The organism is Bradyrhizobium sp. Kon10 (assembly GCF_055807395.1).
The window spans coordinates 1-10,901 of sequence record NZ_JBVVOZ010000064.1 but is presented as its reverse complement, the minus strand read 5'-3'; the positions used below and the strand labels follow the sequence as shown (position 1 = coordinate 10,901).

Annotated in this window: 15 protein-coding genes and 2 pseudogenes; 6 read left to right on the top strand and 11 right to left on the bottom strand. The window is 62.7% G+C overall.

The window, feature by feature from the left end; genetic code table 11:
* A partial coding sequence (locus AC0L2O_RS35685; RefSeq protein ID WP_473373053.1) for an NADPH-dependent FMN reductase occupies positions 1-405 on the bottom strand: 405 nt, incomplete at its 3' end.
* 267 nt (positions 406-672) lie between these two features.
* Between AC0L2O_RS35685 and AC0L2O_RS35680 the strand changes: the two genes are divergently transcribed.
* Positions 673-1,083 carry a hypothetical protein gene (locus AC0L2O_RS35680; RefSeq protein WP_473373052.1) on the top strand — a complete coding sequence of 137 codons (411 nt, stop codon included), beginning with the start codon at positions 673-675 and terminating at the stop codon, positions 1,081-1,083.
* Positions 1,084-1,519: 436 nt separating this feature from the next.
* Here the strand turns inward: AC0L2O_RS35680 and AC0L2O_RS35675 are convergent, their stop codons facing one another.
* Positions 1,520-1,768, bottom strand: coding sequence for a hypothetical protein (locus AC0L2O_RS35675; RefSeq protein WP_473373051.1), 249 nt, complete (start codon positions 1,766-1,768; stop codon positions 1,520-1,522).
* 513 nt (positions 1,769-2,281) lie between these two features.
* Between AC0L2O_RS35675 and AC0L2O_RS35670 the strand changes: the two are divergent.
* Positions 2,282-2,550: pseudogene (locus AC0L2O_RS35670) on the top strand (hypothetical protein).
* On the opposite strand, the gene AC0L2O_RS35665 reads toward AC0L2O_RS35670, so the two are convergent.
* The 3 genes and pseudogenes from AC0L2O_RS35665 to AC0L2O_RS35655 form a co-directional block, all read right to left on the bottom strand.
* Positions 2,547-2,717 carry a hypothetical protein gene (locus AC0L2O_RS35665; RefSeq protein ID WP_473373050.1) on the bottom strand — a complete coding sequence of 57 codons (171 nt, stop codon included), beginning with the start codon at positions 2,715-2,717 and terminating at the stop codon, positions 2,547-2,549. The pseudogene AC0L2O_RS35670 and the gene AC0L2O_RS35665 sit on opposite strands and share 4 nt — an antisense overlap.
* Positions 2,718-2,808: 91 nt before the next feature.
* A pseudogene (locus AC0L2O_RS35660) lies at positions 2,809-3,581 on the bottom strand (SDR family NAD(P)-dependent oxidoreductase).
* A 53-nt stretch (positions 3,582-3,634) separates the two neighbouring features.
* Positions 3,635-3,835 (bottom strand): DUF3606 domain-containing protein, encoded by a 201-nt coding sequence (locus tag AC0L2O_RS35655; RefSeq protein WP_473373049.1) that lies wholly within the window; start codon positions 3,833-3,835, stop codon positions 3,635-3,637.
* A 142-nt stretch (positions 3,836-3,977) separates the two neighbouring features.
* On the opposite strand from AC0L2O_RS35655, the gene AC0L2O_RS35650 reads away from it, so the two are divergent.
* Positions 3,978-4,337, top strand: a complete 360-nt coding sequence (locus AC0L2O_RS35650) for a response regulator (protein ID WP_473373048.1) — start codon at positions 3,978-3,980, stop codon at positions 4,335-4,337.
* A gap of 399 nt (positions 4,338-4,736) precedes the next feature.
* Here AC0L2O_RS35650 and AC0L2O_RS35645 read toward each other — a convergent pair whose 3' ends face one another.
* Entirely contained in the window at positions 4,737-4,928 is a 192-nt protein-coding gene (locus AC0L2O_RS35645; RefSeq protein ID WP_473373047.1) for a hypothetical protein, read from the bottom strand.
* A 429-nt stretch (positions 4,929-5,357) separates the two neighbouring features.
* Between AC0L2O_RS35645 and AC0L2O_RS35640 the strand changes: the two genes are divergently transcribed.
* Positions 5,358-5,579 carry a DUF6894 family protein gene (locus tag AC0L2O_RS35640; RefSeq protein ID WP_473373046.1) on the top strand — a complete coding sequence of 74 codons (222 nt, stop codon included), beginning with the start codon at positions 5,358-5,360 and terminating at the stop codon, positions 5,577-5,579.
* Positions 5,580-5,748: 169 nt separating this feature from the next.
* Here AC0L2O_RS35640 and AC0L2O_RS35635 read toward each other — a convergent pair whose 3' ends face one another.
* The 5 genes from AC0L2O_RS35635 to ku all read right to left on the bottom strand — a co-directional run bounded on the left by AC0L2O_RS35635 (position 5,749) and on the right by ku (position 9,851).
* Complete coding sequence (locus tag AC0L2O_RS35635) at positions 5,749-6,468, bottom strand: Crp/Fnr family transcriptional regulator (protein WP_473373045.1); 720 nt, start codon at positions 6,466-6,468, stop codon at positions 5,749-5,751.
* 408 nt (positions 6,469-6,876) lie between these two features.
* Positions 6,877-7,104, bottom strand: coding sequence for a DUF6894 family protein (locus AC0L2O_RS35630; RefSeq protein ID WP_473373044.1), 228 nt, complete (start codon positions 7,102-7,104; stop codon positions 6,877-6,879).
* 3 nt (positions 7,105-7,107) lie between these two features.
* On the bottom strand, positions 7,108-7,842 hold the full coding sequence (locus tag AC0L2O_RS35625) for a Crp/Fnr family transcriptional regulator (protein WP_473373043.1): 735 nt from the start codon (positions 7,840-7,842) through the stop codon (positions 7,108-7,110).
* Between the two features lie 620 nt (positions 7,843-8,462).
* Positions 8,463-8,825 (bottom strand): hypothetical protein, encoded by a 363-nt coding sequence (locus AC0L2O_RS35620; RefSeq protein WP_473373042.1) that lies wholly within the window; start codon positions 8,823-8,825, stop codon positions 8,463-8,465.
* Positions 8,826-8,924: 99 nt separating this feature from the next.
* Positions 8,925-9,851, bottom strand: a complete 927-nt coding sequence (gene ku, locus AC0L2O_RS35615) for a non-homologous end joining protein Ku (protein ID WP_473373041.1) — start codon at positions 9,849-9,851, stop codon at positions 8,925-8,927.
* Between the two features lie 150 nt (positions 9,852-10,001).
* Here ku and AC0L2O_RS35610 point away from each other — a divergent pair, with 150 nt between their 5' ends.
* On the top strand, positions 10,002-10,403 hold the full coding sequence (locus AC0L2O_RS35610; RefSeq protein ID WP_473373040.1) for a hypothetical protein: 402 nt from the start codon (positions 10,002-10,004) through the stop codon (positions 10,401-10,403).
* Positions 10,404-10,447: 44 nt separating this feature from the next.
* A complete protein-coding gene (locus AC0L2O_RS35605; RefSeq protein WP_473373039.1) occupies positions 10,448-10,897 on the top strand; it encodes a hypothetical protein in 450 nt (149 codons plus the stop codon).
* Positions 10,898-10,901: the final 4 nt, after the last annotated feature.

Below are 10,901 nucleotides of genomic sequence, written 5' to 3'. Positions count from 1 at the left end.
AAAGGTGGGCGACATCGTCTCGGAATCCACGGGCGACTTCATATCGGTACGCCTGGGCGACTTCGTCGGAATCCGCAGAAGGGCGACAGGCTTACCCGGAAAGACCGTGCTGCCCACCAGCCAGTCCAGTGCGTTCTTGAAGGCGCCGGGTATACCGTGGGCGTACTCCGGGCATGCTATCAGGAGCCCATTCGCACCCTCCACCAATTCATGAAGTTCGCTTACCGGCTCGGGTAAGCGGCTCCCGGGCTGGTCCAGATCAGGCGAGAACGGCGGCACCTTGGCCAGCCCTCGCCACAAGATCAGCTCGCAAACGCCATTCGAAAGATCGCGCGCGATTTCTAGCGCGCGCAAATTCCTCGAACCGACACGCAAGCTGCCGCAAAGACCCAGGATCCGAATCATCGAGAATTTTCCTGTGCAGACACGACGGTTTTGGGGAAGCTGCCGTGAAGGGATCAGCGATCAAACGTGCAATTATGGGATCAAACCGATAAATCAATCCGCTCCGGCGGCTTTGGGCGGAGACGAATCTTGCTCTTCCGTCCTCTTGCGCCTGAACGGTCCAACACGGGTCGGCTTCAGACGCGTTGTGCTTGCGAATGTGGTTAGGTACCGTTGCGGAGCTCGATTCGAGCTGGTGCCATCCACCTGTTGAGCGTGAGTCAAAGAATGGCCTTTGCCATCAAGGCGGCTATTTCCGATCCGACGGCAAGATCCCTTTCGTTTACTGCGCAGAAGACGATGTACGGCGGGAAGAGGATCGCCCGAGGAGATACGATTTTCGTCTTCGCAAGCGAGCAAGACGGCGGGCAGGGGCTGCTCGCTCGGGGTGTCGTCATCTCGGTCCACGCGGTGAGCAAGACGCCGGCACTCGCCCGTCAGACACCTCGCGTCAGCATCGAAGTCAGGCGGACCGCACTCGCAAAACGTTCCTTGAGACGTGAAGACGTCGTTAATCTCAGAAATTGGGAGAGTGGGCACCCCGGGGCGGAACTGAACTTCAAGTTCTACCGCCAGGCCACAAACAAGATCGCGGGCATCTCGGAGGGTGCGGAACGATTCCTCGGCAAGTTCTTCTGAGCCTCAGGAGCGTGGTTCATCTCAGCTGGCCCGCGGCCGCAAGGGATGGGTCACTGGCAGTAGAGATCCCAGGCACTGTCAGCGGATCCAGCAATCTCTTCTTTCTTCGCGGCCATCTGCTCGTCCTTCCGCGAATCTGATGGCGGTGCAATGCTGTACGCATCCCCGCGGTTCGCCCCTCCTCGTTATCGCCCGCCCGAGCCAAGACAAGCGGCAATGCTACGTGAGCGACCTACCCGCCTCGGCTGACTCTCGACCGGCGAGACGCGATGCCACGAGTTTCGCAGACTTCCAATATCGTGCTGCCTACCTGCCAACTTACCAACCGAACTGGCCCTGCGACATCGGCCGTCGGGAGGTACGGTCAGAGCGGTTTGGACCATGCTGCTGCGGTTATAGGCCCGGCTTAATAGCCGGGCGTGCTTTTTTCGCCAAGCTATCCGTGCGCCAGCAGCCGCACATACGTGCCGCTCTCGTGCAGCTCGAGCCAGCCTTTCTCGACGGCGCACCTGATGCCGGCGCCGAACTCGCCACCGCTTCCGTTAAGCGTGTAGAGGAACGGATAGTTGATCTTCTCGATGTGGATTCGTCCGTCCTGTACCGCATCGATGCTCGCAGCCAGCTGAACGAGTTGGCGGGCGGCAGCTTCCGGATCGGCGAACGGGCGTTCGGTCACAAGCTTCATTGCTGGAATCAAAACCTCTACCCGGTGCTTGGCCTGACTTGCCCTCGACTGTCATCCCGGTTCGGGACGATATGCACAGATCCTTCAGCGCTGCTCTCACGGACAGGCTGAAGGTGCCCGACCAAAACCGACAGGCCCGCCTGCCGATGCTCGGCAACAGGGTGCGGGCGAACGCCGCGGAAAAATGGCGCGGGATTGACCCCGGCAGGCTGCTGTCGTTCCGATAAGCAGCTGCGACGGCCCGGCGTTTAAGGCAGCATTGGCGGCAATTTCCGATGGGAGGAAACGACGTGGCATGGCCTCGGGAGCAAGCCGTGGCGAGATGCAAGGCAGAGAGCACCAGGCGCCGCACTCAATGCGGATCGCTGGGATTGGCACTGCCCCCATGAACGCACGCCCGGCATGGAACAGGTGGAAAAGCCTGAGCGCCGGCGAGTTCGAATCCCCGCCCTGTGGTACCTGCCTGGAACGAGCGACGGGGCGGAAGGATTCGTCCGGGCGGGAGTGATCTCTATGCTGATGATGAAGGAAAGGCGGCCGGCGATCCGCACAGTCCGCGGCTGGGCGATCTCCGTTCTGCAGGAGGTGGGGCCATCCGCGAGTGCCTCGAGCACGGCTGGATGCAGGACCGCGCCGATCCGCATGCGCGCGAGCGCGCCCTCGAAATCGCGCGCGAACAGCCGCCGCCGGGCGTGTCGCAAGACGAAGCTATGGCGGAGATAGTGGACGTGCTGGACTCGATCGGAGATACCTGTCCCGAATGCGCCTCTGAGATCGATTAGACCGGCTCCTTCGCCTTTCTGCGCTCGGACGTAGGCGCCCGCTGGCGCGTTAGTTCGTGCCACGCCAGGGCAGCGCTGATCCATCGCTGACGTTCGTCACCATCGGTTTCGGCGGCGAGCTTCATCGCCGCCACGGCCTCGCGCTCCGGGTCGTACTCGATGTCCATGGAGCGGAATTATACTCTTGGATGGTAAACGGTCACTTCTCGATGCAACCGTAGAAATCCGGAGCCGGCCACGCGACCGTTGACGCGGGTTCTAACGGTCGGGAAGCGCGAGGCCCGTCAGTTCGCCCAGTTTCGCGATGAGTTGGTCCTGGAATGCCGGATCGGCGGCCTCGCTGGCCGGCTGCTCCTGCCGCATGTGATGCCAGTAGCGGCCGCTGACCGTTGCAGCCGGGTCGTCGCTTACGGCGAGCCAGGTCTGAGTCCGCTGCCCGGTCTCGAGGTCCACGGGGGCCGCCGGGCCGCCCATTCGCGTGCGCACCCAGCCGGGATCGACCGCATTGCTGAACACGTCCGGCCAACGCCGCGCGACGGCGAAAGCAAGCGCCACCACCTGCAGTTTGCTTTCGGCATAGGCCTTTGCCGGATCCCAGCTCCGCTTGGTCCAGTCGAGGTCGTGAAGCGAGCCCTCCCCGCCGCGTGAAGGCCGCTGCTGAGGTAGACCAGCCGACCGGGGCGGTCGATCAGCGCGGTGAGGATGTACGGCGCGAGCGTATTGACCGCGAGCACGCCGGCATGCCCCTCCGATGTCGAGCGGCGGCTGCCCTCGGTGTAGACGCCTGCGTTTTGGATGATCGCGTCTATGCGCCCGACCGCGTTGACCTGATCCGCGACACTCCTCGTCTCGGCGGCGCTGCGGAGATCGCCAATCACGATCCCGGCCGCCCGTGACCCGAGCTCGGCCAGGCTTGCGGCGCGCTCCGCCGAGCGGGCGTGCAGCACCACGCGATGACCATCCTCAAGCAGCGATTGCGCCGCCGCGCGGCCGAGGCCGTCCGTGCTGCCGGTGATGAAGACCATGGCCATCGCTGCTCCTCCGGACGCGTGACTTCAGTTGGCAGGCCTGCAAGGCAGGCCTGTCATCCGCGCCCTCGGCTGCCCAACTGTTTCTCAATCCGCTTGCGGCTATTGCCGACCTTCTTGACCGCCTTCTTCACCGCGGCAGCGGAGCGTCCTGTCTTCTTCGCTTCGTAACGCACTTCGTAGTCCTGACCTCCCGCCACGCGAGCCCGATCCTGATTGCGTCCGCGTGCTGTCTTCTTCGCCGTCTTCTTCGCCATGTGAGTTGCTCCTCGGGTGTTTCGGTGCAACGCGACAAGGATTCCGCCGTTCCAGATGGGGTGGCTGCCTCGAGTGGCGGGCAGCCCGGAACGTCTCAGGGCGTCGGCCGTTCCCATGCTGTGGGGGTTTTGTCGAGGTCCGGTGCGCATACTCGTCGTCGAGGACGATCCGCTTATCCGAGAATTCGTGGTCGAGGCGCTGCGCGACGAGGGATATCAGGTGATCCATGCCAGCAATGGCGAGGAGGCGCTGTCGTGGTGCCGGCGTCGCGTGGCAGATGTTCTGATCACCGACATCGTGCTGCCGGGCCGGATCGACGGTTGGCAGATCGCCGAGCGTTGTCGCGAGCACGATCCGGAGCTCCCCGTGATTTACGCGACCGGCTTCTCGCCCGTCGGTGCCCGTCCCGTCCCGGGAAGTCTGGTCCTGCAGAAGCCCTATGATCCGGAGCGCATCGTCCGCGCAGTGAAGGAGATGGCGAGGCCGCCCGACACGAGGTGAACAGGGGCGGCCCCTGCATAGCTCCGCCAATCGAAGCCGAAGGCGGGGATCCCGGCTGCCCGTCGTTGCCGTAGGCCTTCCAGCAAGTCAGGCGGTCCCGCACGCGCCGCCGAACCGGTTCCGCTCTCGGAACGAACTTACCCCTTCCGGCGTATATACGTGGTCAAAATGGCCCCAGGAGCGCCCCATGATTGAGCGCCGGCGCACGTCGAAACAGGCGGCTTCGCTCGAACACAGGTTAGCTGCACAGGTCGATAAACTCAAAGAGCAGGCGGCCCGATTGCCCGCGGGTAGCGAGCGCGAGAGCCTCCTCAGGAAGGCGCGGCTGGCTGAGATCGGCGCTCACCTCAGCGAGTGGCTTACGTCCCCGGGATTACGGTCGCCTGAGTAGCCGATCCTTCACGCGCCCTCTTCTTGTCTATCAGGCGGGCTCGGCGGCGGAAGTCCATATTGCGCGGCTCGCTTCGCGGCCAGGTTTCGGTAAGCACTTGCCTGCTCCAGCAGAGCGGACTTCAGCGCTGGGTCCGCTTCGCCATCGGCCAATTTCTCGAACTGCAGCGCGCGCTCGATGTACTCGGTCAGAAGCTTCACAGGACGACCCCGCCGATCTCGGCCCCGCGATCCGTATACCTGGGTGGTTCTCCGGTCGAGAACATAGTTAAATCGCGTCGAAACGGCCTCAGTTCGCGCCAACTGAGTTGGTTTGGCGAACTGGCGCGGGTGTCCGGTCTGGGCGGTCCTGCATCCGGCCGCGCTCCCCTCTTCGCGGTGGCGCCGCCGTTCCACAGCACGCGTGCCTAGCCGCGCGAGCATGGTCCCCGTGGGACTTCGTTCGTCGGTGGCATTGATGTCCGTCCTGCCAATACGAATCCTTCATCCGTCACGTTCGGTGCGATCAGCACCGACGAGAGCTTAGCTGGTGGGATCGCGCATCCCCCGACCCGAGGCGATCTCACCCTTCGGTCAGCCGAAGAGGTACGAAGGTAGGGGAACGGTGTCGCGCGCTCGTCGTTGCCTGCAATGCCGCGTTATCACTTCGACATTACAAACGGGCGACTGCACCGAGACGAAATCGGTGAGGAGTTGCGCGACGATCGGGAAGCATGGCGGATCGCCACGAGAACAGTTCGGGACATCGAAGATGTCCTTGCTCCCGGAGGGACATGGCGCTTGGTCGTTCGACGCGACGAGACGCTGGTCTATGTCGTTGACGTCAAAACCGAGTGGCTGGCCGCCGAATAGGCAAGCCGGCAAGGAACCTTCGCAAGCAGCGGAAATTATCGCGGGTGCCGGTCGCCGCCAACAGCCGGCAGGCGGCCCTCGGCGCGTCAGCTTCCCCCCAAGCGGCGCCGGGGCCGCAGCGACCGGCTCTCCGACATGAACGCAAGCGACCAGCGTTAGTGCCGTGAGGCTAACGAGCGGTCTCCAGCGTAGCGAGATAGTCGCGGCTGAACTCGCCCGCGTCCTCAAGCGCGGCTCGGTCCAACAGATGCACCTTGTGATGCTGCCATTCGATCAGGCCCTGGCGCCTGAGTTCTTGAAGAGTTCTGTTCACGTGAACGACCGACAGCCCGCACGCATCGGCAATATTGTGCTGCGTAAGGGGCAGATGGAAGCTGCCGCCGTCGACCAGTCCAACGAGCTCCAGCCGGGTGGCGAGCTCGCAAAGCAGATGCGCAATCCTGCCCAGAGCCTGGCGTGCGCCAAGGTTTTCAACCCACTCGCGATGGATCGCAGCGTGGATCAGCGTCTCGCGCCGAAATGCCAGCGTCAGCCCGTGAGATTCGTTCATCAGCTCTTTGAGATAGGCGTGAGACACGGAAGCGACGGTGCAAGGGCCGATGCTGCAGAGTTCATGGTCCACGACGGGCAAGTGCAGCGTGTGAAGATCCGGCATGTCTCCAGCTATATAGAACGACGAGATCTGATTGCGGCCGGAGATCACCTTCTGCCGAGACAGAAACCCGCTCATTACGATGGTCGAATGCGTCGGCCGGTCACCCTGGCGCGCGACATATTCGCCATTTTCCAGCGTCTTGAGCTTGTACGGCATGCGAGCAAGCGTGGCTCGATCTTGCTCCGACAGACCGCCGACGCTCAGCAGACGCGCGATCAGCTTTTGATGTGGCATGCACGAGCCCAACTGTTCTCTCGGCCACCTAGGTGATCATTAGCGCACAGGATCTCGCTGGCTTCAATCCGCGATTTAGCCAAACACTGGCGCAGCTTTAGGTTATGGACTGGCCCAAGGCTGCCCCTGAAGCCAGCGGATTTGGGCAGCCACAATCCCGCCGCTGCGCTCTTTGACCGCCGGACTATTTCGAACAGCGGCTTGGACCGATGCAACTATTGCCCTGATAGCCGTCGAACTAATCATCCGCCGATCTGCCCTAATGCTCCGGCCAGACGGATCCTCCGCACCCTTTTCGGAGTAGTGATGCTCTGTCGAGCTTTGGCGGCCATTACTCCAGCAAGCCGACGCGTCGACTCGCCTGACGAAGCCTCGCGGCAGGCGCAGCGGCAGCAAGTCTGGTGGCAACTAGCCCAGATCTTTCCGAACAGCAGTAAGCTTTAGCTCGAACAGCGCCTGCTTGTCGTTCCTCACTGTAACGAGGACCTCCGCGCCCCTTGAGGAGATCACGTCTCTAGCGACGGCCGTAGCCATTGCGATCGCCTCCCTTTCCGCAATCTCCACGCCAGCCAACTCGGCACCCTCCTCGTCGACCGCGGCGTAGAAGTCGTCCTTGATGTCGAAGTAAAACCGCATGGCTTAGAGCGAGGGGTCCAGATGAAGATAAAGAACGTCGAAATCCGCTATTTGCCGCAGCTTGGTCTCGTCGAGTATCGATATCCTTCCTCTCTCCATCTCCAGGACGTTTTGGCCGCGCAGCTCTTGAATGACCCTGTTCATGTGAACGACACTGGTTCCGATGGCATCCGCGAGGAGTGCCTGAGTGAACGGGAAGCTGAAGGACAAGCCGTCCGTGCGATCGATTGCTTTCAGTCTGGTGTAAAGTTCGAGCACGACATGGGCCACACGGCTGGTCGCGTCGCGTTGCCCAATGTTGCAGATCCACTCCCGGAAGATCGCAGCATCGGTCAGAGTGTCGCGCCAAAGCGCCTGCGCGACCTTGGGATGGCTTGTTATGATCTGCCGGAGTGCGGCGTGCGGAATAAAGCCGAGGACGCAGTTGCCCAAGGTCGTTACGTCATGGTCCATGACATGAAGGAATAAGCTTTGCAGGTCCGGAACGTCGCCGGGCTGGTGAAAGGCGATAACTTGGCGATGACCATTGCCAACCACCTTCGATCTCAGAACAAAGCCATCCACGACGAGGCACGATGCAGAAGGCCTGTCTCCGAGAGAGACGATTGGGTTTCCGCCACTCATGCGTTTGACGCTGATCGGCAGACTACGGACGGCGGACTCGTCCTCGTCCTCGATGTCGGTGCTGACCCGCAACCGCTTGAGGAACGGCTCAAAGATGCTGTCCAAGTTGTCCATCGTTGCCTCGCTGCTGGGAAAACAGTCCGTCCCTGAACGCGTTCCTAATCCCCAGCCGTCAAGATCCTTGGGGCGAAGCCAAAGCTCGTCCCCGCGGCGAGCTCAAGATCGTTGCAGGTGACAAGAAGATGACTCGGAGGCCGCCTAACCATCCCCCTCTGGGCGCGGGTGCGAAGGAATGGTCCAATATGCTGCAGTCCATCGGGGATACATGCCCGGAGTGTGCGGCAAATCGGGATTAGTCCGCCTGCTGCCCGGCGCGGTGCGTCGAACGCGGCCGGTCGAGCTCGAGCCAAGCCTGCGCGAGCTGGATCCAGCGCTGCCGCTCGAAGCCGTCGGCCTGCACGGCCGGTCGAGTTGCCGCTTCCGCCTGTCGTCGAGGATCGTAGTTGCTGCGAATGACGCCGAATATCGTAGTCGGAGGGCGTAAACGGCGGGTGACGGGAGCCCCGTAGGAATCCCGGGGTGCGGAGGCCGACCGGTCCAGCGCGCCGCTCGTCTAACGATTTGCTCGGCGGGAGTTTCGTAACCGACCATGGCCTGCCGAACAGAGCGTGGCACAGGGAGAGACAGGCGCCGAGTGCAGCAAGGTCAGCGAAGCCGGCGCCTGATCGTTTTGACTAGTGGACCACCACGCCGCCCACGCCCGGCACGCCGATAAAGGAACCGTGGTGATGGTGATGATGGTGATGGTGATGGTGATGGTAGCGCCGGTAGGAACGCCGAGGAACGACGACCACGTGATGATGGTGGTGGTGGGCAACATACTGTGCGAGCTGAACTCTTGCTGCGCTTTCTGCTGCCAACTTGGCATCGTCGGCGACCAGCAGTTCGCTTGCATTTTGAATGGGCGTCAGCAAGTCGGCGTAGGATTGCGCGGCAAGCGGATCGTTTGACGTTTGCACCGGAGCAGAGGCTTGTGCGTTACTCACCGTCGTAACGGCCGCAACGGCGCCAAGCAACCCGGCGATTTTCTTGTCCATGAAGTGCTCCTAGGAGTTGTGACGCACGTACGCGCCAAGGGCCCCAAGGGTGAACGCGGCGCCGCTTTGTAGGGTTCCTTCAGTGATCCGGGACCGCACCTATGCCGACTTCCGCCGCGCACCGGCAGCGGGCTTTTTCGCGGCCGTCTCCTTCGCCGGCTTCTTGCCGGCGATCGGCATCAGCATTTCCTTCTGGCCCGCAGCCGCCTTGCGCGGCTTCTTGGCGGGCTTCGCCGACTTCGCCGGCGCGGCCTCCTGACCCACGCTCCGACGCAGGGCCTCCATAAGGTTGACCACGTTGGTCGCGGCAGGCTTGTCTTTCGGCGTGATCGGTTTCCCTGCCCGCTTCTGGTTGATGAGCTCGATCAGGGCCGTCTCATAGTGGTCTTCGAACTTCTCCGGCTCGAAGTTGCCCGCCTTCTGGTTCACGATATGCCTGGCGAGATCGAGCATGTCTTTCGTCACCTTCACGTCCTGGATCTCGTCGAAATACTCCTGCTCGCTGCGCACTTCGTACGGATAGCGCAGCAGCGTGCCGACGAGGCCCTTTTCCATCGGCTCGAGCGCGATGATGTGCTCGCGGTTGGTCAGCACCACGCGCCCGATCGCGACCTGGTCCATCTCGCGGATCGTCTCGCGGATCACGGCGAAGGCGTCGTGGCCGACCTTGCCGTCCGGGCTGATGTAGTAGGGACGGATTAGGTAGCGCGGGTCGATGTCGCTGCGATTGACGAACTCGTCGATCTCGATGGTGCGCGTGGATTCCAGCGCGATCTCCTCGAGCTCCTCCTTGGAGACCTCGATGTACTGACCCTTCTCGAGCTCGTAGCCCTTGACGATGTCCTCATTGGGGACCTCCTCGCCCGTGTCGGCGTCCACCTTCAGATACTTGATGCGGTGGCCGGTCTGCCGGTTGAGCTGGTTGAACGAGATCTTCTCGCTCTCGGAGGTCGCCGGGTAGAGCGCCACCGGGCACGTGACGAGCGACAGACGCAGGAAGCCTTTCCAGTTCGCGCGGGGGGCCATGGGTACGCAACGCTCCAGGTAGGGGACTTGGACTCAAGACGAACGGGGCGGCACGGTTCCGACACCCGCGCCCAAAGTCCCGGGATCATTTCCCCGCTTTCCTGCTTTGGGGGACTCGACTCGTCTGTTCGCTATATGTTCTAATTGACCATGAGTAACCGACCCGCAAGCTGGCGCATGCCGAGCCGCAATGAGATGGAGAAGATGGCGGCTCGTGCCGCCCGCAGGGACGTGCCGCCGACGCACACACCAGGTCCCGTCGATGACATGCCGCCCGAATACTGGCAGTCCGTCCTGGACGACGCCACGGCAGAAGGCCGTCCAGCCGGACCGTCCATCCGGACGCTGCAACTGTCCGAAATTCCTCGACATCTTCTGCGGGTGTCATGCCGCCGCTGTAGCCGAACGGTCGAGATCCAGAAGGCCGACGCGGTCCGGTTAGCCGGTCCCGACGCGGTCTGGAAGGAGGTCGGACGGCGCTTGCTGGACGACACCTGCCAACAACGGACCGGTCGTTTGGAAGAGGACGGATGCTGGCCCGCGTTCGACTAGGTCGCCGCCGCACGCCGTCTGTGTTTTGCAAGCTGGATGCCAGCATGGCGCCGAAACATCACCCGACGCCGCTCTCTGGAGGCGATCGCAAGGCTCTGAACAAGGAGCTCGGCAAGGCGCGCGCAATGACCAGCATCCTGGCCGCGCAGTCTGCGGAGACCAGGGCCAAGGGCGAAGCCTTAATTCGGCAGGCCGACAAGTTGCTCTGCGAAAGCTGGAACGAACGGATGTGGGCGGACGGAGAGCCGATCGATCCGTCACCGACCATCGACCAGGCCGTCAATGGGGGCTTCGCATGGCTTGAGATTCGCTGCGCCCGATGCAAGACGTCGAGCGATGTCGATTTGGCCGCGTTGAAGCATCCACCGACCACGTTCGTCCACGACCTCGCCAGTCGGCTGCGCTGCCGCAAGTGCGCCAAGGCGGGCCGGCAACCAGCGGCGACTCTGCTACAGCTGGCGGCGCAACCGCGCCATCCTCGAACCGAACCCTGACCAA

Bases quoted from the DNA above. Each gene is read 5' to 3' on its own strand.
- AC0L2O_RS35655 (WP_473373049.1), bottom strand. From the start codon at position 3,835: ATGGCGAAGAAGACGGCGAAGAAGACAGCACGCGGACGCAATCAGGAT.
- AC0L2O_RS35675 (WP_473373051.1), bottom strand. From the start codon at position 1,768: ATGAAGCTTGTGACCGAACGCCCGTTCGCCGATCCGGAAGCTGCCGCC.
- AC0L2O_RS35620 (WP_473373042.1), bottom strand. From the start codon at position 8,825: ATGGACAAGAAAATCGCCGGGTTGCTTGGCGCCGTTGCGGCCGTTACG.
- AC0L2O_RS35640 (WP_473373046.1), top strand. From the start codon at position 5,358: ATGCCGCGTTATCACTTCGACATTACAAACGGGCGACTGCACCGAGAC.
- AC0L2O_RS35665 (WP_473373050.1), bottom strand. From the start codon at position 2,717: ATGGACATCGAGTACGACCCGGAGCGCGAGGCCGTGGCGGCGATGAAG.
- AC0L2O_RS35680 (WP_473373052.1), top strand. From the start codon at position 673: ATGGCCTTTGCCATCAAGGCGGCTATTTCCGATCCGACGGCAAGATCC.
- AC0L2O_RS35610 (WP_473373040.1), top strand. From the start codon at position 10,002: ATGAGTAACCGACCCGCAAGCTGGCGCATGCCGAGCCGCAATGAGATG.
- AC0L2O_RS35625 (WP_473373043.1), bottom strand. From the start codon at position 7,842: ATGGACAACTTGGACAGCATCTTTGAGCCGTTCCTCAAGCGGTTGCGG.
- AC0L2O_RS35630 (WP_473373044.1), bottom strand. From the start codon at position 7,104: ATGCGGTTTTACTTCGACATCAAGGACGACTTCTACGCCGCGGTCGAC.
- AC0L2O_RS35635 (WP_473373045.1), bottom strand. From the start codon at position 6,468: ATGCCACATCAAAAGCTGATCGCGCGTCTGCTGAGCGTCGGCGGTCTG.
- AC0L2O_RS35605 (WP_473373039.1), top strand. From the start codon at position 10,448: ATGGCGCCGAAACATCACCCGACGCCGCTCTCTGGAGGCGATCGCAAG.
- ku (WP_473373041.1), bottom strand. From the start codon at position 9,851: ATGGCCCCCCGCGCGAACTGGAAAGGCTTCCTGCGTCTGTCGCTCGTC.